At 35.2% G+C, this 22,457-nt stretch carries 14 protein-coding genes and 1 tRNA gene; 11 read left to right on the top strand and 4 right to left on the bottom strand.

What is annotated here, in order from left to right; translation table 11 throughout:
• The first annotated feature begins 30 nt into the window (after positions 1–30).
• The 5 genes from ACPX19_RS03895 (at position 31) to ACPX19_RS03875 (ending at position 7,179) form a co-directional block, all read left to right on the top strand.
• The gene (locus ACPX19_RS03895; RefSeq protein ID WP_426431610.1) at positions 31–2,373 is read left to right on the top strand and encodes a beta-N-acetylhexosaminidase; all 2,343 of its coding nucleotides are present in this window, start codon (positions 31–33) and stop codon (positions 2,371–2,373) included.
• Between the two features lies 1 nt (position 2,374).
• A complete protein-coding gene (locus ACPX19_RS03890) occupies positions 2,375–3,064 on the top strand; it encodes a copper homeostasis protein CutC (protein ID WP_426431609.1) in 690 nt (229 codons plus the stop codon).
• Entirely contained in the window at positions 3,054–5,522 is a 2,469-nt protein-coding gene (locus ACPX19_RS03885) for a beta-mannosidase (RefSeq protein ID WP_426431608.1), read from the top strand. Before ACPX19_RS03890 ends, ACPX19_RS03885 begins: the two co-directional genes overlap by 11 nt.
• Before the next feature lie 29 nt (positions 5,523–5,551).
• Positions 5,552–6,775, top strand: a complete 1,224-nt coding sequence (locus ACPX19_RS03880) for a metallophosphoesterase (protein WP_426431607.1) — start codon at positions 5,552–5,554, stop codon at positions 6,773–6,775.
• Positions 6,776–6,882: 107 nt separating this feature from the next.
• The gene (locus tag ACPX19_RS03875) at positions 6,883–7,179 is read left to right on the top strand and encodes a thioredoxin family protein (RefSeq protein ID WP_426431606.1); all 297 of its coding nucleotides are present in this window, start codon (positions 6,883–6,885) and stop codon (positions 7,177–7,179) included.
• Here the strand turns inward: ACPX19_RS03875 and ACPX19_RS03870 are convergent.
• The gene (locus ACPX19_RS03870; protein ID WP_426431605.1) at positions 7,160–7,825 is read right to left on the bottom strand and encodes a polysaccharide deacetylase family protein; all 666 of its coding nucleotides are present in this window, start codon (positions 7,823–7,825) and stop codon (positions 7,160–7,162) included. The genes ACPX19_RS03875 and ACPX19_RS03870 overlap by 20 nt on opposite strands.
• Positions 7,826–7,830: 5 nt before the next feature.
• Positions 7,831–11,418, bottom strand: a complete 3,588-nt coding sequence (locus ACPX19_RS03865; RefSeq protein WP_426431604.1) for a glycosyltransferase family 117 protein — start codon at positions 11,416–11,418, stop codon at positions 7,831–7,833.
• A gap of 151 nt (positions 11,419–11,569) precedes the next feature.
• Between ACPX19_RS03865 and ACPX19_RS03860 the strand changes: the two genes are divergently transcribed.
• A tRNA-Gln gene (locus tag ACPX19_RS03860) sits at positions 11,570–11,642 on the top strand.
• Between the two features lie 242 nt (positions 11,643–11,884).
• On the opposite strand, the gene ACPX19_RS03855 is transcribed toward ACPX19_RS03860, so the two are convergent.
• Positions 11,885–12,709 (bottom strand): universal stress protein, encoded by an 825-nt coding sequence (locus ACPX19_RS03855; protein ID WP_426431602.1) that lies wholly within the window; start codon positions 12,707–12,709, stop codon positions 11,885–11,887.
• Positions 12,710–12,863: 154 nt separating this feature from the next.
• Between ACPX19_RS03855 and rimP the strand changes: the two genes are divergently transcribed.
• The 3 genes from rimP to infB all read left to right on the top strand — a co-directional run bounded on the left by rimP (position 12,864) and on the right by infB (position 17,323).
• Positions 12,864–13,328, top strand: coding sequence for a ribosome assembly cofactor RimP (gene rimP, locus ACPX19_RS03850; RefSeq protein WP_426431601.1), 465 nt, complete (start codon positions 12,864–12,866; stop codon positions 13,326–13,328).
• A 12-nt stretch (positions 13,329–13,340) separates the two neighbouring features.
• Positions 13,341–14,573 carry a transcription termination factor NusA gene (gene nusA / locus ACPX19_RS03845; protein ID WP_426431600.1) on the top strand — a complete coding sequence of 411 codons (1,233 nt, stop codon included), beginning with the start codon at positions 13,341–13,343 and terminating at the stop codon, positions 14,571–14,573.
• 68 nt (positions 14,574–14,641) lie between these two features.
• The gene (infB, locus tag ACPX19_RS03840; RefSeq protein ID WP_426431599.1) at positions 14,642–17,323 is read left to right on the top strand and encodes a translation initiation factor IF-2; all 2,682 of its coding nucleotides are present in this window, start codon (positions 14,642–14,644) and stop codon (positions 17,321–17,323) included.
• Between the two features lie 73 nt (positions 17,324–17,396).
• Here the strand turns inward: infB and ACPX19_RS03835 are convergent, their stop codons facing one another.
• Positions 17,397–17,777 (bottom strand): SPOR domain-containing protein, encoded by a 381-nt coding sequence (locus ACPX19_RS03835; protein WP_426431598.1) that lies wholly within the window; start codon positions 17,775–17,777, stop codon positions 17,397–17,399.
• Positions 17,778–17,987: 210 nt separating this feature from the next.
• Between ACPX19_RS03835 and ACPX19_RS03830 the strand changes: the two genes are divergently transcribed.
• On the top strand, positions 17,988–19,295 hold the full coding sequence (locus ACPX19_RS03830; RefSeq protein ID WP_426431597.1) for a c-type cytochrome: 1,308 nt from the start codon (positions 17,988–17,990) through the stop codon (positions 19,293–19,295).
• Positions 19,296–19,322: 27 nt separating this feature from the next.
• Positions 19,323–22,430 (top strand): TAT-variant-translocated molybdopterin oxidoreductase, encoded by a 3,108-nt coding sequence (locus ACPX19_RS03825; protein ID WP_426431596.1) that lies wholly within the window; start codon positions 19,323–19,325, stop codon positions 22,428–22,430.
• Positions 22,431–22,457 lie beyond the last annotated feature (27 nt).

Below are 22,457 nucleotides of genomic sequence, written 5' to 3'. Positions count from 1 at the left end.
TAGTAATTTTAATGCATCTAATATACTAAAATGCACATCAAGAAATTAATTGCACTTTTCATTTTATCCCTTTCACTTGTTAATTGTAAGGAGAGATCAGTTCAAATAATTCGACCACAGATTATTCCGCTTCCAAATTCTGTAGACGTAATGGATTCCTTTTTTACAATTGATGAATCTACAGGAATAACTTGCGATGACAATCTTAAAGTTAGTTCACTATTTTTAAAAGATTTTATTGAAAGCGGAAGTCCTATAGATTTGAAAGAAGGAAATGAAATTCAATTTAAACTAGACAAAAGTTTAAAGCCTGAAGCCTATGTTCTAAAGGTTTCAAAAGACGGAATAACAATTAAAGCGTCAACAGACCAAGGTGCGTTTTATGGGGTACAAACCTTACGTCAATTAATGCCAGTTGGTTTAGAGAATGGTACGTTTTCTGGAAAAGAAATTTCAGTTCAAGCATTGACAGTGAAGGATGAACCTCAATTTTTGTATCGTGGTATGCATCTCGATGTGGCAAGGCATATGTTCTCGGTAGAATTTATCAAGAAATATATCGATGCTTTATCTATGTTGAAATTAAACACTTTTCATTGGCATCTTACAGACGACCAAGGTTGGCGTATTGAGATTAAGAAATATCCGAAATTACAAGAAGTTGCCGCATACAGAGATGAAACTTTGGTAGGACATTACAGTGACCAGCCGCATCAGTTTGATGGCAAACGATATGGAGGTTTTTATACCCAAGATGATGTTAAGGCTATTGTTCAGTATGCCAAAGAACGATTTGTTACTGTGATTCCAGAAATAGAAATGCCAGGCCACGCACAAGCTGCCATTGCGGCTTATCCAGAGTTAGGCTGTACTTCGACAGGCTCAGCAACCAACGAACCCGTTGAGGTAGCCAAGAAATGGGGAGTTTTTGAAGAAATTTATTGTCCAAATCAAAAAACCTTTGCGTTTTTAGAAGATGTTTTGGATGAGGTTTTGGAACTTTTTCCGAGTAAATACATTCACATTGGAGGAGATGAAGCACCAAAAACACGTTGGAAAAATTGTAAGCATTGCCAAGCCTTGATTAAGAAAGAAGGTTTAAAAGACGAACACCATTTACAAAGCTATTTCATAACCAAAATGGAAAAGTACCTTAACTCAAAAGGAAGACAAATCATTGGTTGGGACGAAATTTTAGAAGGTGGTTTGGCACCCAATGCGACCGTAATGTCGTGGAGAGGTATGAGTGGAGCAGTTGAAGCTGCAAAGTCAGGACATAATGTGGTAATGACACCAACATCTCATTGTTATTTTGATTATTACCAATCCGAAAATGAGGATGAACCTTTGGCTATTGGAGGTTTTTTGCCGTTGGAAAAAGTGTATGGTTTTAATCCAATTCCAGAAGAATTAACAACAGAAGAATCAAAATATGTTTTAGGTGCTCAAGGTAATATTTGGACAGAATACATACCAACTGAAAAACATCTGGAATATATGGCTTTTCCGAGAATGTTGGCATTGAGCGAAGTTGTTTGGTCTCAGCCTCAACACAAGAATTACAAGGATTTTGTTTCGAGGTTAAAAAACTTTCATCAGCGTTTAGATGCTTTAGATATTAACTATGCCAATCATCTTTATGAAATAGAATATGAAACAGAAAAGATTGATGATGAAGTTTATTTTAAACTAGACTCTAATTTGTCAGAGGGTAAAATAATAAGATTTGAATTGAATGGTTCAGAACCAAATTTTGAATCCAGAGTTTATGCAGAGCCTATTCTTATTGATAAATCGATGGAAGTTAATGCAGCAGTATATAAATTTAATTCAAAAGAAAAACTTGGTAAAACCTTTATACAAAACATTAATTATCACAAAGCAGTAGGAACAAAAATCACCATTAATAAACAACCACATAAAGCCTATTCTGGTAGTGGAGCATATGGATTGGTTAATGGTATTTCAGGAAGTGATATACGTTATGGAGATAAAGAATGGTTAGGGTTTTGGGGAGAAGATATTGAGATAACTATTGACTTTGAAAAGCCTACAAAGATAAATTCAATCGAAACCAGATTTTATGATTCACAAGGACAGTGGATTTATGCGCCTACGGTATATGAATATATGATTTTGCAAGAGCCAAATGAGTTTTTGCAAGATACAACGTTTGTTTTAGGCTTACCTGAGATGGCAAAGGAGCCTAGGTTTAGGTTGTTAAATGTAAAATTAAGTAAAATAGAGATGGGTTTATATGATGAAATCACAAAGATAATTTTAAAAGTTCCAAATTACGGCACAATCCCAGTAGGTAAGCAAGGTGCTGGCAATAAAGCTTGGACCTTTATTGATGAGATTATTGTAAATTAACATGAAACTAGAAATCTGCGCCAACTCATACCAATCCGCAAAAAATGCCTGCGACGCAGGAGCGCATCGTATAGAATTGTGCCAAGAACTTTCAGTTGGTGGTATTACACCATCATTCGGTTTGGTAAAAAAAGTAGTAGGGGAAATAGACATTCCAGTCTTTGTTTTGATACGTCCTCGAAGTGGCAATTTTGTGTATTCTGAAGATGAATTTCAAATCATGAAAAACGATATTCAGCTCTGCAAGGATTTAGGTTGTAAAGGCATCGTTTCTGGTGTGCTAAATTCAGATCGTACTCTAGATATTGAACGTACAAGAGTTCTGATTGACTTGGCCAAGCCTTTGTCATTTACATTTCATCGTGCTTTTGATGAGATTAAAAATCCTAAAGATACGTTGTTGCAACTCATTGGGATTGGTGCTCATCGTGTACTGACTTCAGGTAAAAAAACAACCGCAGAAGAAGGCTTAGATCTTTTAAAAGAATTGAATGTTTTAGCCAAAAATAGAATCACAATTTTAGCAGGAGGAGGAATCACTTCAAAAAATGCAAACTTGTTTAAAGAAGCAGGATTAACTGAAATTCACGCTTCTGCATCTTCAACAAAGAAACAGGATGATGGTATGTTTTCTGTGCCAATAACCTTTTCAGACCCAATGAAAATAAAAGCCATTTTAGATGCGATATAGTCTACTGTTGTTAATAATTATCTGTTTTAGCTGTCAACCAAAACACGATTTACCAACTACGATAAATCTCAATGAAAATTGGCTGTTCAAAAAAGTAACAGATACTGTGTGGCATTCGGCTACGGTTCCGGGAAATGTGTTTTCTGATTTACTACATCATCAACTTATTGAAGATCCATTTATAAGTAATAATGAAGAGAAAGTACAATGGGTTTCAGAAGCCGATTGGGAGTACAAAACTACTTTTTCATTAAGTGAAGACTTGCTCGAAAAGAAACATTTTGAGCTCAATTTTGAAGGCTTAGATACGTATGCTTCGGTCTATTTGAATGACAGCCTTATTTTAAAAGCAAACAATGCATTCAGAAAATGGGAAGTAGATGTAAAATCGCTTTTAAAACTTAAAAATGAATTGCGACTAGTTTTTGAAAGTACCTCTAAATATGAAGCAGAAGCACAAGAAAAATTACCTTATGAGTTACCGGAAGGCGAACGTGTTTTTACAAGAAAGGCACAATTTCAATACGGTTGGGATTGGGGACCAAAGCTGAATACAAGTGGTGTTTGGAGGCCAATAAAATTAGTGGGTTGGAATGATGTTTATCTAAAAAAGGAGAATACATATGTTGTTCAGAAGCAGCTCAATGATTCCTTAGCTGATTTAAATATTTCGCTTGAAGATTACCCTTCAACTGAGTATTCTTATGAAGTTTATGTGAACGGTAATCTTAATCAATCGTATGAAAGGTTGCCTTCAGATATGACAGGTCTTGTCTCATTTCAAATTAAAAACCCAAAACTCTGGTGGCCACATAATCTAGGTGAACCATACTTATACGATATCAAAGTTGTGGTAAAAGATGGTAGAAAAATCCTAGATAGTATTTCAGTAAAAAAAGGTTTGAGAACTGTTGAATTGGTTACAGAGAAAGATAGCATTGGAGAATCCTTTTATTTTAAAGTCAATGGAGTTCCTGTTTATGCCAAAGGCGCTAATTATATTCCTCAGCATAGTTTTCAGAATGAAGTGAAACAAGAAGACTATAAAAGACTCTTAAATGATGTTGTAGATGCCAATATGAATATGCTTAGAGTTTGGGGAGGTGGCATTTATGAGGACGATAAGTTCTATGACTTGTGCGATGAAAAAGGTATTTTAGTTTGGCAAGATTTTATGTTTGCTTGTGCGATGTATCCGGGCGATGATGAATTTAGAATGAATGTCATTAATGAAGCTTTAGATAATTTAAAAAGATTACGGAATCATTCTTCTATTGCGCTTTGGTGTGGTAATAACGAAAGTTCTGAAGGTTGGAATCGTTGGGGCTGGCAAGCCAATAGAAGTAAGGAAGAAAAAGAAGAGATTTGGGAGAATTATAAATATTTGTTTGATAGAGCGCTCAGAATTAGCGTAGGATCTAAAACAGATATACCATATTGGCAAACGTCGCCAAAATATGGAAGAGGTAATCCGTTGTACAAGTCAGAAGGCGATGCACACGATTGGTGGATTTGGCACGATGGTTATCCCTTTGAGCATCTGGAAGAGAATGTACCACGTTTTATGAGTGAATTCGGTTTTCAGTCGTTTCCAAGTTATGAGGTCATTCGATTTATAAATCAAAAGGATAGTATAGATATTACTTCCGAAGGTTTTAAAAATCATCAAAAACATTCCAGAGGATTTCAAATTATAGAAACTTATATGCAGTGCGATTTTCCTGAGCCTGATTCAGCAGAGGATTATGTGTATATGAGTCAGTTGTTACAAGCTTATGGCATCACTAAAGGTATTGAAGCACAAAGAAGAGCAAAACCCTATACTATGGGCTCGTTGTATTGGCAACTCAATGATTGCTGGCCTGCAGTTTCTTGGAGTAGTATCGATTATTTTGGGAATTGGAAAGCCTTACATTATAAGGCTAAAAGAAGTTTTGAGGATGTTTTAGTCTCTTCAAAAGTTGAAAATGATATTTTAAAAACATGGATTGTTAATGATAAATTAGATGAGATAACTGGTCAGTTGACTTTAAAGTTGATGAATTTTTCAGGGGAAATTATTTGGTCTAATGAAGAGCAAATATCGGTCGAGCCACTTTCAAGTGAAGTAAAATTTCAGTTAGATTTAAAAAAATTAGATTTCAATAAAGACGAGACTATTTTAGTTTCAACTTTCAATGATGAATCATCACTTTTCTACTTTGTAAAACCAAAAGATTTAAAATTACAACAAGCCGAAATTCAAAAAACAGTCACTAAAACTAATGATGGTTTTTCCATAGAGTTGTCTTCATCAACACTTCAAAAGGACGTGTTTTTATTTTCGGATACTGAAGGCCATTTTTCTGATAATTTCTTCGATTTGCTGCCCAATCAGTCAAAAATTATTCAATTTAATACTCAGACTCAAACTTTTGATGACCTACAAATCAAAACCTTTAACACTTTCATAAGATAACTAAAATGGCTTATGCGTAAATTTGTCCTATGACACGATGGATAATTTTTATTGTTATATATATTTTGCTTACAATCTATGGTTTTCAAGCTATTAAGACTGTAAGTAAACAAAGTTGGATTCACTACCTTTTTTTAGCTATTGCGTTAGTTGTAGTGGGTAATTTTATTATACAATTTACTTTAGCTAGTGAAGGACGTGTTTTAAGTCCTGCTAAGAGTTATGCTTTTGGTTTTCTTTTAACATTTATGTCGGTTAACTTGGTTTTAGTTCCTGTTCTTTTAGGCGAAGATATTATTAGAGGGTTTTATGGGCTTTATGATAGGTTTATAGCTAAAAATGATTTACATGTACCAAGTCGTCGTAAGTTTATCAGTCAGATAGCTTTAGGCTTGGCTGCTATTCCGTTTGCTTCACTTTTATACGGCATGTATAAAGGAAAGTATAATTTCAGGGTTTTAAATTACACATTACACTTTGAGGACCTTCCAGAGGCGTTCGACGGTTACCGCATAACTCAAATTAGTGACATACATTCTGGTAGTTTTGACAACAAGGAAAAAATAGAGTATGCTGTTGACTTAATTAATGAGCAACAGTCCGATATGATATTGTTTACGGGTGATATGGTAAACAATAAAGCAACCGAAATGTTACCATGGAAAGAGACCTTTAGTCGTTTAAAAGCCAAAGATGGTAAGTTTTCAGTGCTAGGAAATCATGATTATGGTGACTATGTGGATTGGAGCTCTAAAGAAGAAAAAGTACAAAACTTTGAAGATTTAAAATCTATTCAGAAGGAAATAGGATTCGACTTGTTGTTAAACGAGCATCGTTATGTTGAAAAAGATGGTGAAAAAATAGCCATTGTAGGTGTAGAAAATTGGGGTAAAGGCTTTAAACAAAAGGGTGATTTAAAAAAGGCGTCTTCACAAATAAAATCAGATGATTTTAAAATTTTGATGACTCATGATCCAAGCCATTGGGATGCTGAAGTAGTTAATGATAAGTACCATTATCATTTGACCTTAAGTGGTCATACACACGGTATGCAATTTGGTATTGAAATACCAGGTTGGATAAAATGGAGTCCTGCAAAATGGCGTTACAGACAATGGGCTGGTATTTATGAGGCTTTAGGACAATACATTAATGTCAACAGAGGGTTTGGTTTTTTAGCCTATCCAGGTAGAGTTGGCATATGGCCAGAGATTACTGTAATAGAGCTTAAAAAAGGAGCAAAAGAAGCATAATTGCTAACAATTGCTTATTTTTATATGGTTCATTACGAACTTACTATGTATTTTGAGTAAAATTTTTATGTAGGTTTGTATATCTCGTTTGACTAAAACAATAATATATGTCAAAATTTGGGGAATTAATAGATGTCGATATTCCGGTGCTATTAGACTTCTATACAGAATGGAATGACCAATCTGTTGCAATGCATCCAGTACTTAGAGATGTGGCCGCAGCTTTGGGTGATAAAGCCAAAGTAATAAAGATTGATGTAGACAAAAACAAAGAACTTGCTGAAGCGCTTCGTGTTAAAGGTTTACCTACATTAATAATTTACAAAAATGGCGAAATGAAATGGCGCCATAGTGGTGAGCAAGATGCCGATACTTTAATAGATATCATTCAAGAATTTCTTTAGATAAGGCCTTAAATACATATCCTTTTTCACTATAATATTTTAAAACCTTAGGTAAAGCATATTTTAAGTTTCGAGAAGCTTTCACACTATCATGAAATACAATAATACTTCCTTCTTTAGCTACAGGAATAATGTTCTTTAAACATGCTTCTTCACTTACAGATTTGTCCCAATCATAAGAAAGCACATCCCAAAGGATAATTTTATACCCTAATTTTTGTAGTTTGTTATTTTGCTTACTTTTAAATTTACCATAAGGCGGTCGGAAAAGACTTTCGAATGACGAATGACGATTTTCGATTTTTGAATTGATTAAATCCTGAGTGCGTTCGACATCACCAATATAATCTTTAGTTTTTGTTTTCCAACCTTTGAGGTGATTGAACGTATGGTTACCAATACTATGACCATCATTTAAAATAGATTGAAAAATATCTGGATTTGATTCAATATTCTTACCAATACAAAAGAATGTTGCTTTCGCATTATAGTCTTTTAAAGTTCGGAGAACCCACTCTGTTATTTCAGGTGTTGGGCCATCATCAAAAGTTAGATAAAGCTCTTTGTTTATGGTGTTGATATTCCAGACAAATTTTGGAAATAAGGTTTTTACAAATCCAGGTGTCTTGGCAGGAATAATCTTCATATTGGTTATTCTTCAGGAACTATAGAATCTTGAATAGTATCGTTTAAAATTGTATTGATATCAACGTCATCTATTGGTTCTTCATCTTCACCAGAGTCCATTAATTTATCTAGTAGACGCAAGTGACCGTTAAACTTATCTTTTTCTTCCATGGCAAAATCTTTGTCATTATAGATAAATAAAAGATCAACTAAAGCTCTATAGCGTTGTATGTCTAAATAAATATCATCAATTAATCTTATTTGATCGTATTCATCTAATCCACCATAGTACACCAAGTTTTCTTGATAGACTTTAGCTACGTCTTTATATAGTGCTCTTCCTTTTTCAATATTACCTACTTCATAATAGGCACTTATATATGGTTCTAATAGTGAATGATAACCAAATTTATCTACTGGCATTTTCTCCATTGCAATGTCTGCAATTTCTTCAGCTTCTTTCAACTTGTCTTCGTTGATGAGTGCTTCTATTAATCTTGCTAAATTACCTCTATAAGTAATACCGTTTCTTCTTGTTTCAATGTCGTAATAGATATCTTCTCCGCTTCCTCCCCAATTCCATTCTTTTACCATATTGTACATAAGGTCAGGATCAACACGACCCATATCGTAAGGGTTGGCTCTGTCTACTGGGGTTTTTATAGGGACTAGTTTATAGCACATACCGTCTAATTGTAGATAGTCTTTTAGCCATATATAATCGTCAGCTCCAAATGCACCACCAGTAAAATAGATTGGTCGTTCCCAGTTATTGTTGGCAATAATATCTAGCATTAACAACCTGTTTTTGTAGATATAGCTGCCTTCAATTTCAGCGTACAGATTACTTTCAATTTTATCAGCATCTTTAGCTTTAACAGTACCATTTTTAAGCACTTGCTCTTTATTAACAGGAATACTAATATACCTTGTAGGGAAATAATTAGTGTTTAATAAGTGCTTAGGATATTGTCTCGGATCTTCTCCTTGTGCTTTTACCACATATTCAAACTTTGTTTTCGGGTCGTCATTAGATACAAAATCCATAAAATCCTTTATAGGAAGCGTATCTTTTGTGATTTCCCTCCTTATGATGACATCTCTTGTATTACCTCTATATTGGTTATGCGTTAACTGAGAAGGTATTGGGTCGCTTTCATAGGCCTTACGCTTCATTTGGTCTATGTACCAATCTGTTTGAAATAAACTGGTATTTACCACCCTAACATCTGTTCTTACGCCTTCAATTTCTTGTAAATACCATAATGGGAAAGAGTCATTATCTCCTATGGTGAATAGTATGGCATTAGGAGCACACGATTCTAAATATTTTCGTGCCATGGCATTGGCAGTATATTTTCCTGAACGGTCATGGTCGTCCCAGTTGTTTGCTGCCAAAATTCCAGGAACAATGATTAAACAAACTAAAGTTACAGCAGGTGCCAGTAGTTTTGTCTTTATACTTGATTTTAAAAGGTCGTAAATAGCATATACGCCAAACCCTATCCAAATCGCAAACACATAGAATGAACCCACTACAGAGTAATCACGTTCGCGAGGCTCAAAAGGTCTAATGTTGGTGTAGAACTGAATTGCTAAACCGGTCATTAAAAAGAAAACCAATAATACCCAAAAGCGTTTAGCATCTGCATACAGCAAGAAGAAGAATCCAACTAAACCGAGTAATAGTGGTAAAAAATAATACGTGTTTCTTGCTTTGTTTTCTAAAACTTCTGTAGGTAAATTATCTTGAGAGACACCTAAATGTAGTTCGTCAATAAATTTAATACCAGAAATCCAATTACCATTAAAGTCATCATACTTGCCTTGTATGTCGTTTTGTCTTCCTGTAAAATTCCACATAAAGTAACGCCAATACATATAGCCAAACTGGTATTGAAACATGTAAGCAAGGTTATCGCCAAACGAAGGTTTTTCAACAACTAAATATTGTTGGCCATAGCGTCTTAAAAATTTATCATAATCCTCATAATCTACCTCACCTTTTCTGATTCGCATTCTAAAATCGTTAACAACTTGGTCAAAACGACGTTTTTCTTGTAAAGCATATTGGCTTGCCTGTTCTTCTGTTAAACCAGCACTCAAGGCTTCGTCAAAAGCATTCTTCTGAAGATTTGGATCAACTTTAAACTCTATCAGACCCGTGAACATCATATAGTTGTCTGCATGTTCGCTACTCCACATACGTGGTAGTATGGATGCGTGCTCATGATTGTAATTTTGTCTAGTACCTTCCCAATCATTAATAATTACATATTCACCTGTTTTCTCATCGCGTTCATAGTTCTTTTTGTCATCTACAAAAGGTTCATCTTTATCTGCACCAGAATAAATTTCAGTAAACTGTGGTCCGTAGAAGAGATGCGTTTCAGGATATTGCTCTAAATTGTAGTAAGCCAATAATTCTCTTGCATCAGAAGGATCATTCTCATTTATAATGACATTGGCATTAGCACGTATTGGTAACATCATCCATGATGAAAACCCAATAAAAATGAACATTAAGCAAAGTACTAGGGTGTTAATATGAATCATCCCCTTTTTGCGTGTATAATTCAACCCAAAATAGAATATTGAAATAACTAAGAGACCAGTAAAAATGGTTCCAGAATTAAAAGGTAATCCTATAGAATTCACAAAAAATACTTCTAGATAACCAAAGAGTTTTAAGGTTGAAGGCAATAATAACTTGAAAATAAATAACAGTATTGCTGCTGCAACGCCGTTAACAAAAACAAAGTGTAAATTCTTTTTAACAAACTCTTTGATTGTAAGGTTCTTATGTTTTTTGAAGTAATAGGAATAACCAAGAATTAATAATGTTATAAGTAAGATTATAATTATTAAATTAATTAATTCAATTCCTTCGATTAAGGAAAATAATAAGTATATCGATGTAATAATTGTTAAGGCGAAAATGGAAAAAGCTACAAGAAATTCTTCTAATAAAAGACCTTTGAAATTTTTGAAATAATAGATAAGACCAATTGCGGGAATAGTTAATAGACCCATAAAGTGCACCCCAAATGACAATCCAATAACAAATGCGATAAGGATTAACCAACGGTTACCTCTTGGTTTGTGCATATCTTGTTCCCAACGTAAAGCTAAATAGAACATTATAGACATAATGAGGGTTGCCATAGCATATACTTCAGTTTCTACAGCATTAAACCAAAAAGAGTCTGTAAATGTAAAGGCTAAACTACCAACAAAAGCACTACCCAAAATAGCCATACCTTTCCCTTGGCTTGAGTCTTTGTTATACTTAACAAGTTTAACTAATAATAGACTGATGGTCCAAAACATAAACAAAATGGTGAATGCACTCGACACAGCACTCATTAAGTTCATAATCATACCAATTTGAGAAGGTTCTAATGCAAAAATCGAGAAAAATGCACCCATCATTTGAAACAATGGTGCACCAGGAGGATGACCAACCTGTAATTTAGATGATGTTAAGATATACTCGCCTGCATCCCAAAAACTTACTGTTGGTTCTACTGTTAAAGCATAGACGGTACAAGAGATAGCAAATACTACCCATGCCAATATATTATTCCACTTTTTAAAGTTAAAATCTGTCATGAAAACCTTAGGTATTAATGCTGGCGAATTTACTAATTATTATAGTAATGCCTACATTTTTAAGTTAACGTTAAGTAATTTCAATTATTTTTTACTTTTTTTTTGCCCAAGACAACTTTTGTATTAAATTTGCACCCTCAATTTATGAGATTGGCCTATGGTGTAACTGGCAACACGTCTGGTTTTGGTCCAGAAGAGTCTAGGTTCGAGCCCTAGTAGGCCAACAAAAAACTTAATCCTCATTCTAGTTGAATGAGGATTTTTCTTTTTGGTAACATTTATAAGGGCGAGAAGCCTGTGCTGAGCATTGGTTGAGATAAAATATGTTTTATCGAAAGCACCTTGCAGAGCAAGCGAAGTGAGCCCTATTTATCTGCCGAAGCTTGCTTAGGTAGAGTAGGCCAACAAAAAAATCCTAGATCATTTTTGATTAGGATTTTTTTGTTTTTCAGAATATATTTCTCAATTATATTTTAAAAGTAATCACAGGTCGTTTAGCGTGGTTTACTAAATCTTCACTGATGCTGCTGTTAAAGAAATGGGCAATGCCTTGTCTTCCGTGCGTACTAATGCCGATGAGGTCTGCATCAATTTCTGCAGAGAAATTTAGAATACCCTCTTCAACACTGGTATCATTGTGTACATTGATAGTGTAGTTCTCAAAGCTTTGTCCAGAAATAAAGTCACTGATTCGAGTTCTAGAGTCGTAAGTGGTAATAAAATTATTAGCCGTATTTACTAATAGCAAATGAATTTTGGCGTCAAATAATTCTGCAAATTTCACAGCTTGCATGTAAGTTTCTTTATTGTCATTTTTAAAGTCAGAGGCAAAAACAAAGTTTTTAATATTAAAGCTGGTGTGGTGGTTTTTAATTACAAGTACAGGAACATCAGAAGATCGTACAACTTTTTCGGCATTAGAGCCAATAAACATTTCCTTTAGTCCAGATGCACCATGAGATCCCATAACAATCAAATCTATGTCAAATTCTTTGCAAGCATCTTTTATTTCATTGAATGTAATGTCGGCCTTTACAGTTTCGTGAACAGTAATACCCTCTAAAAAATCACTATCCATAAGATCTTCAAACTTTTTATGTGCCAATTTCATGAAAAACAATGTTTCAGGAATATCGCTTTTTACGGCACCTGGATCTATGTGTTGCATTGGGATTTCCATCATATGCAGCAAGTAAATATCTGCATAATATTTTCTAGCTAACATGGCAGCTACTTTCAAAGCGTTAGTTGCTTGCTCTGAAAAATCTGTAGGGACAAGGATTCTGTTCATTATTTTGAATGATTTAGATTAGTCTTATAAATCTACGAAAATAAATCCACTTTATATAGCTTTGAAAATTTGATATAATTGTTGTATATTTGCGCCATTGTTTACGAAATGAAAACGAGAGAGGACGAAAAGTCCTCTCTTTTTATATCAACAAATGTTTAAGGATACAGTAAAAGATTTATTGGATAAAGCGCTAGATCAGCGTAAAGATTTGTTTCTTATAGATTTTGAAATTTTGTCTGACAATACAATAAGAGTTGTGTTAGATGGAGATGAAGGTGTGTTGGTAGAAGATTGCATCTTTGTTAGTAGAGCCATAGAGCATAATCTTGATAGAGAAGAACAAGATTTTTCATTAGAAGTATCGTCTTGTGGCGCGGCTTCACCTTTACAGTTTCCAAGACAATACAACAAACATGTTGGGAGAAATTTAGAAGTAAAAACTGTTGATGGAGATAAGTTAGAAGGACAATTAGCAGTTGTTGATGAAGATGGAATTACATTAAAGTGGAAAACCAGAGAACCAAAATCTGTAGGAAAAGGAAAAGAAACAGTAACAAAGGAAGTTAATATTGCTTTTGAAAACATTAAAGAAGCAAAAGTTAAAATAAAATTTTAATTCAATTCAATTATGGAAAATGTAGCGTTAATAGAGTCATTTTCAGAATTTAAGGACGACAAGTTAATTGATAGAGTGACGCTGATGGCGATTCTAGAAGATGTGTTACGTAATGCTTTAAAAAAGAAGTACGGAGACGATGACAACTTTGATATTATTATCAATCCAGATAAAGGAGATTTAGAAATTTGGAGAAATCGTATCGTTGTTGCAGATGGCGAGGTAGAAGATCCTAATCAAGAGATAGCATTATCAGAGGCTCAGAAAATAGAACCAGATTTTGAAGTTGGTGAAGACGTTGCTGAAGAAGTAAAATTGATTGATTTAGGAAGACGTTCAATTTTAGCATTAAGACAAAATCTTATTTCTAAAATTCACGAACATGACAATACTAATATCTATAAACAGTTTAAAGAGCTTGAAGGAGAAATTTACACTGCTGAAGTACACCATATTCGTCACAGGGCAATTATTTTATTAGACGATGAAGGCAATGAAATTATTCTTCCAAAAGACAGACAAATTCCTTCGGACTTCTTTAGAAAAGGCGAAAATGTAAGAGGAATTATAGAAAGTGTTGAATTAAAAGGAAGTAAGCCAGCAATAATTATGTCTAGAACATCTCCATTGTTCTTAGAAAAGCTGTTTGAGCAGGAAATTCCTGAAGTATTTGATGGTCTAATTACAGTTAAAAAAGTAGTGCGTATTCCGGGAGAGAAAGCTAAAGTAGCTGTAGACTCTTATGACGATAGAATTGATCCTGTTGGAGCATGTGTAGGAATGAAAGGATCTCGTATTCATGGTATCGTTCGCGAACTTGGAAATGAAAATATAGATGTTATCAACTATACTAACAATATTCAACTTTTTGTAACTAGAGCATTAAGTCCAGCACGAGTAACGTCTTTAAAATTAGACGAAGTAAACATGCGCGCTGAAGTGTTATTGAAGCCAGAGGAAGTTTCTAAAGCTATAGGTAGAGGGGGACACAACATTCGTTTGGCTGGTCAGTTAACAGGTTACGAAATTGACGTATTTAGAGAAGGTGCAGAAGAAGATGTGGAATTAAAAGAATTTTCAGATGAAATCGATGGATGGATTATTGATGAATTCAGTAAAGCTGGTTTGGATACAGCAAAAAGTATTCTAGAGCAAGACGTAGATGATTTAGTTAAACGTACAGATTTAGAAGAAGAAACAATATTAGAGGTCATCAGAATTCTTAAAGAAGAGTTTGAAGACTAATAGCGATTTAACTTTAAAACAATGAAGTTAGATTGATATAAACAGATTTAAGTATATTACAGCAATTTATGGCTCAAATTAGAATTAATAAAGTATTAAGAGAACTAAATATCTCATTAGACCGTGCAGTGGACTTCTTGGAGTCTAAAGGCATCGAAATTGAGAAAAGTCCTAATACAAAAATTTCGCAAGAGGTTTATGACACGTTGTCTGATGAATTTCAAACAGATGCATCTAAACGTGAAAAAGCTCAAGAGGTAAGTGAAGCAAAACTCAAGGAGAAAGAGAAGCTTCGCGAGCAGCGCGAACGCGAAATTGAAGAAAAAGAAAAGAAAGAAGCCGCAAAAGAGAAAGAGTCTGTAGTAAAAGCTAAAGTAGAGCTTAGCGGACCAAAACAGATAGGTAAAATCGATTTAGAAAAGAAACCAAAAGTTGAGGTCGAGAAAAAAGAAGAACAAAAGCCAGAACCTGTTGTCAAGGTAGAAAAACCAAAGGTTGAAGAAGAAAAACCTAAGAAGGAAGAGCCTAAAAAGGTGGAGCCCAAGGTTGAAAAGAAAGAAGAGGATATCAAACAGAATAATGACGAAAAGCTAACAACTAAATATCAAAAACTTTCTGGACCTACCACCACTGGAGAAAAAATAGATCTTTCTCAATTCAATAAGCCAAAAAAGAAGAAAGAGGAAAAGAAAACAGAATCATCTAACGATAGTAATAAACGCAAAAGACGTAGAATCAGTAAAGGTGGTAATGAAGATGGCGGAAGTGGAAGACCAAATTTTGATAATAGAAGAGGTAACAAAGGAAGGGCTCCTAGATCTGCCAAAATGGTTAAGGAAGAGCCTAGCGAAGAAGAAGTACAAAAACAGGTAAGAGAAACTCTAGAGAAGCTTCAAGGAAAATCAAGTAAAGGAAAAGGAGCTAAATACCGTAGAGAAAAAAGAGAGCAGCATAGAGAGCAATCTCAAAAGGAACTTCAGGCAGAAGCAGCAGAAAGCAAGATTCTTAAAGTTACTGAGTTTGTAACTGTAAGTGAAGTTGCTACTATGATGGATGTTGGAGTAACTCAAGTTATTTCCGCGTGTATGTCGCTAGGTATGATGGTAACCATGAACCAACGATTAGATGCTGAAACATTATCTATTGTTGCAGAAGAATTTGGTTATGACGTACAGTTTGTAACAGCTGACATTGAAGAGTCTATTGAGACTGTAGAAGATGATCCTAAAGATTTAAAACCACGTGCGCCAATTGTAACGGTAATGGGTCACGTAGATCATGGTAAAACATCCTTGCTAGATTACATTCGTGAAGAAAATGTAATTGCAGGAGAATCTGGTGGAATCACACAGCATATTGGAGCTTATGGTGTTAAACTAGATAATGGTCAAAAAATTGCATTTTTAGATACTCCAGGTCACGAAGCCTTTACAGCGATGCGTGCTCGTGGTGCTCAGGTTACGGATATTGCTATTATTGTTGTAGCTGCTGATGATGCTATAATGCCACAAACTAAAGAAGCTATTTCTCATGCCCAGGCGGCAGGAGTGCCAATTGTGTTCGCGATAAATAAAATTGATAAGCCAGATGCAAATCCAGATAAAGTAAAAGAAGGATTAGCCAATATGAATTTATTGGTTGAAGATTGGGGCGGAAAAATTCAATCCCATGATATCTCTGCTAAATTTGGAACAGGTGTAAAGGAACTTTTAGAAAAAGTACTTCTCGAAGCTGAGTTATTAGAATTAAAAGCCAATCCAAATAAGCCAGCTAGCGGAACGGTAGTGGAGGCTTATTTAGATAAAGGTAGAGGATATGTGTCAACAATATTGGTGCAAGCAGGTACATTAAGAGTTGGTGATTATGTATTAGCAGGAAAGAATAGTGGTAAGGTTAGAGCAATGCACGATGAGCGTGGTAATGATATAGCCGAAGCAGGTCCGTCAACACCAGTATCAATTCTTGGTTTAGATGGAGCTCCACAAGCTGGTGATAAGTTTAATGTGTTTGAAGATGAGCGTGAAGCAAAACAAATTGCCGCCAAACGTACGCAATTACAACGTGAGCAATCTGTAAGAACACAACGCCATATTACATTAGACGAAATCGGAAGACGTATAGCACTTGGTGATTTCCAAGAGTTGAATATAATCCTTAAAGGTGACGTGGATGGTTCGGTAGAAGCATTAACGGATTCATTCCAAAAGTTATCTACTGAAGAAATTCAGGTTAACATTATACATAAAGGTGTTGGTGCCATTACAGAAAGTGATGTGTTATTGGCATCTGCTTCAGATGCAATTATTGTCGGATTTAATGTGCGTCCTGTTGGTAATGCAAGAACGATTGCTGATAAAGAAGAAATAGATATCAGAACGTATTCTATTATTTACGATGCCATAAATGATCTTAAAGATGCCATGGAAGGTATGCTATCTCCAGAACTTAAAGAAGAAGTTACAGGTACAGCAGAAATTAGAGAAACCTTCAAAATTTCTAAGATAGGTACTATTGCTGGTTGTATGGTGACTAACGGAAAAATCTACAGAAATTCTGGTGTAAGAATCATTAGAGATGGTGTTGTGGTTTACACAGGTGAATTAGCATCTTTAAAGCGATTTAAAGATGATGTTAAGGAGGTTTCTAAAGGATACGATTGTGGTATTCAGATTAAAGGATACAATGATATAAACGAAGGTGATATCATTGAAGCATTCCAAGAGGTTGAGGTTAAGAAAAAGTTGAAATAATTCTCAACATATATTTAAAAAAAAGCGACTTGAAAAGTCGCTTTTTTAATGTCTTTATGTTTTAATATTGTTATTATTTTTCCAGCTTAGGCTGAAAAATTATAGCGTTCATGTACTTACTTTTAATTTTTGCTAATGCTCTGTCAGCCTCTAGTCTAGTAGCAAAATTTCCAACCCAAACTTTGTAGTTTGGTGTATTCCAAACAATCTCTACAGGCCACTCATTGTAGGAATTTAGAAAGTTGGATTTTTCGCGATCAGCTTTATCAGGGTCTACACTTTGGTAAACTTGTATTCTATAAACCTTAGAGGTCTTAATATCTTTCTTATATTCTAGTAGTTTGTCAATATCGCTATCTTGGTCAACATTGACCTCTCCTTGCTGTGCACTCAAAGTAAAAGACAGTAGTAATGTCAAAAATGTAGTGCTGATATATTTAATTTTTTTACTCATAATTAATGGTTTATATGCAAAGTTATATTATTCAACGATATAGCCTTAAAAATGTTATTTAGAATGTGTATAAATTAGTTATTAACACTTCTCTAAGATTTCTAAAATCGACTTTATATCTTACTTTTGCCAGAGTTTCAGAAACATGACTTTTGTCATATTTACCTGAAAAAATCGTACCAAAGTTTAGAAGATAATTCAACTAACAATATGAAACAGGTGATTTACCGTAATTTAACCTCTAAGATACTTAGCCTCGGTTTTATTTTATTACTTACGTTTTCAACTTCACTGACTGCTCAAGAGGGCGACCCAGCAAACGGAAAATCTTTATTCAATACAAATTGTGCTGCTTGTCACAAATTAGATAAGCCAATGACTGGTCCTGCGCTTCGTAATGTTGAGGCAAGATTGGCTGAAGAACAAGGTTTAGACAGAGCTTGGCTTAATGCTTGGATTCGTAATAGTTCTGCTTTAATAAAATCTGGAGATGCATACGCTAACAAGGTATTTGCTGAGTGGAATAATGTTGCAATGACAGCTTTTCCCCAGTTAAGCGACAAAGATATTTCAGATATTTTAGCTTACACTGCTCAAGAGGTAGATCCATGTATAGCAAACCCACAACCTGGTTGTCCTAATTGGAAAGAGCCTACAGAAGGAGGTTCTCAAGCGGGCGGCATTTCTAACAACTTAATCCTTGGTGCTTTAGCAGTCCTTTTTGCGTTATTGGCTATGGCTTTAATTTTGGTAAAGCGTACTTTAAATCGTTTTGCTGAAGCTAAGGGTATTGAAATTCCTGCTGATGAGCAAAGAAAACCATTATGGAAAGCATTTATCGAAAATCAATTCTTGGTATTGGTAACAGCTATCTTCTTCTTATTGGCAAGTGGTTATTTTGTCTATGGATATTTTATGCAGGTTGGTATAGATCAAGGCTACGAACCAGTGCAACCAATTCACTATTCGCATAGAATACATGCAGGTGATAATGGCATCGATTGTAAATACTGCCACTCTTCAGCTAGAGTAAGTAAGCATTCAGGTATTCCGTCTTTAAATATTTGTATGAACTGTCACAAGTCTATTTCAGAAGTTGCACCTGCAACTTTAGCGGAAGGTCAAGAATACGGTGTAGATTACAACGCTGAAATTCAAAAATTATACGATGCTGTTGGTTGGGATGGTACTGCCTATACAGGTGAGTCTAAACCTGTAAAATGGATTCGTATACATAACTTACCTGACTTTGCATATTTTAATCACTCTCAGCACGTTTCTGTTGCTGGTTTAGAGTGTCAAACATGTCATGGTCCGGTGGAAGAGATGGAGATAATGTACCAACATGCACCTTTAACTATGGGTTGGTGTATTAACTGTCATAGAGAGACAAACGTAAACGTTAAGGATAACGGATACTACACTAAAATTCATGAGGAATTATCTAAAAAGTATGGTGTTGATCAGTTAACTGCGGCACAAATGGGTGGATTAGAATGTGGTAAGTGCCATTATTAATTTTAATAAGAAGTAATTCAGAATTATATGTCATCAAACAAGAAATACTGGAAAAGTGTTGAAGAGCTAAACGAAAATAGCTCTATTGTTGAGACGCTACAACAAAACGAGTTTGTGGAAGAAATTCCAACAGATGAATTTTTAGGTGATAAAGAAACTTTAGAGTCTTCTTCAACATCGCGTCGTGATTTCTTAAAATATGTAGGCTTTAGCACAGCTGCGGCTTCGTTAGCAGCTTGTGAAGGTCCTGTGATTAAATCAATTCCTTATGTAGTGCAGCCAACGGAGATTGTTCCTGGTGTTGCTAACTACTATGCAACAACTATTGCGGATGGATTTGATTTTGCTAGTGTTTTAGTAAAAACTAGAGAAGGACGACCAATCAAGATTGAAAACAACACGGACGCAGCAAGTAATGGTATTGCTAACGCAAGAGTACATGCGTCTGTACTAGGTTTGTATGATAATCTTAGAGTGAAAGCTCCAATGAAAGGGAATGCCCAAATAACTTGGGAAACCTTCATGTCCGAAACTACTTCAAAATTGAATGGATTAAGTGATGACAAGCAAATTGTGTTCTTAACATCTACAATGCCAAGTCCATCAACTAAGAAATTAGTATCTGAATTTGCTGAGAAGTATGGTAACGTGAATCATGTGGTTTACGACGCAGTTTCTGAATCAGCTACATTAGATGCCTATGCGGTTAAATATGGTAAGCGAGGAATGGCTAATTACGATTTCTCTAAAGCTAAAATCATAGTGTCTGTTGGTGCCGATTTTATTGGAGACTGGCAAGGTGGTGGTTTTGAGTCTAGTTATGCTAAGAACCGTGTGCCACAAAATGGACAAATGTCACGTCATATTCAGTTTGAATCTAATATGACTCTTACGGGTGCCAATGCAGATAAGCGTGTACCTTTAACTCCTAGCCAACAAAAACTAGCTTTAGCTAAACTTTACAGTTTGGTTGTTGGTGGTGCCGTATCAGTAGACTTACCTGAGTCTATTGCTAAAGCGGTTCAATCTGCAGCAAACGAAATTTCAAAAGCAGGAAGCAATGCTGTCGTTGTAACTGGAATTCAAGATGTCAATGCTCAAACCGTAGTGTTGGAAATCAATGAATACTTAAACAGTAAGGCATTTGACCCTAAAACAACAATACATACAAGACAAGGAAGTGATAAGGCTGTAATGCAACTTATAGGAGACATGAACGCTGGAAAAGTTGGTGCTGTTATTATGAATGGCGTTAACCCAATGTATACGCTTCCAAATGCAAAAGATTTTGCTGAAGGCTTAAAGAACACAGAGTTATCTATAGCCTTCTCGATGAAGCAAGATGAGACCGCTTCAAACTGTGATTATATCGCGGCAATCCCTCACAACCTAGAGTCATGGGGTGATTTTGAATTAAAGTCTGGTCATTATTCAATGATGCAGCCAACCATTCGACCTTTATTCGATACAAAGCAATTTCAGGAAGTACTTTTAGGATGGAATGGAAATAATACATCATACAGAGATTACTTGAAGTCAGTTTGGACAACAGATATATTAAATGGATCCTCATTTAATAAAGCTGTTCAAGATGGTTTCTTTGTATCGGCGACTTCAACTTCAGAAGATGCTGTTGAAACTTCAACAGATGAAACTACTGAGGAAGTAGAAACACCTAGTGGGAATGCTGCCAGAGCATTAGCGCGTTCAGCTAAGTCTGGTGGCATGGAATTATCACTATACACCAAAACAGGTATGGGTGATGGTCAACGAGCTAATAACCCATGGCTACAAGAATTCCCAGATCCTATAACAAGAACATCTTGGGATAACTATTTAACAGTTTCTAGAGCAGATGCGGAGCAACTAGGTTTAGTTAATGAAAATGTGGCTAATGGTGGATTGAATGGTAGTTATGCAAATGTTACTGTAAATGGTGTGACTGTTGAAAACGTACCAGTATTAATTCAACCTGGTCAGGCAAAAGGGTCTGTAGGGTTAGCCTTTGGATACGGAAGAACATCCAATGCGCTTAAAGATGAAATGAAGACTGGTGTTAATGCCTATCCACTATACCAAAACTTTAACACAGTACAAGACGTAACTGTGGAGAAGGTATCAGGTATGCACGAATTTGCTTGTGTACAGTTGCACAATACATTAATGGGTCGTGGTGATATCATTAAGGAAACCACTTTAGAGATATTCAATACTAAAGATAAGCACTATTGGAATGCAGTTCCTGAAGTGTCTTTAAACCACGTTGAAACTCCGGTGACGTCTCCAGAAGTAGATTTATGGGATGAGTTTGATCGTTCTGTGGGTCACCATTTCAACTTGTCTATTGATTTAAATGCATGTACAGGTTGTGGTGCTTGTGTTATTGCATGTCATGCAGAAAATAATGTGCCTGTTGTTGGTAAGTCTGAAATGAGACGTAGTAGAGATATGCACTGGTTGCGTATTGATAGATATTATTCATCTCAAGATACTTTTGAAGGCGATAACGATAAAAAAGATAATATTTCTGGTTTAGGTAGTTCATTGAGCGAATTTGGTGAAATGGAGAATCCTGCGGATAATCCACAAGTAGCGTTCCAACCGGTAATGTGTCAGCATTGTAATCATGCCCCTTGCGAAACAGTTTGTCCTGTTGCAGCAACTGCACACGGTCGCCAAGGTCAAAATCATATGGCTTACAACCGTTGTGTAGGTACAAGATACTGTGCTAACAACTGTCCATACAAAGTACGTCGTTTCAACTGGTTCTTATACAACCAAAATGATGAGTTTGATTACTACATGAATGATGACTTAGGTCGTATGGTATTAAACCCAGACGTTACAGTACGTTCTCGTGGTGTTATGGAAAAATGTTCTATGTGTATCCAAAAAACACAAAAAACTATTCTTGATGCTAAGAGAGAAGGTAGACCTGTTAAAGATGGAGAGTTTCAAACAGCATGTTCAGCAGCTTGTGGTAATGGTGCTATGGTATTTGGAGATATTAATGATAAAGATAGCAAGATTGCAGAACTAAAAGAAGATAAAAGAGCGTACCACTTGTTAGAGCATGTAGGTGTAAAACCAAATGTGGTTTATCAGACCAAGGTGCGTAACACAACTGAAGCATAAATTAAAAATTAAAGAATCAATTATATA

The organism is Winogradskyella sp. HB-48 (assembly GCF_049942685.1).
Classification (GTDB): domain Bacteria; phylum Bacteroidota; class Bacteroidia; order Flavobacteriales; family Flavobacteriaceae; genus Winogradskyella.
This window is presented reverse-complemented; position numbering and strand designations above follow the sequence as displayed.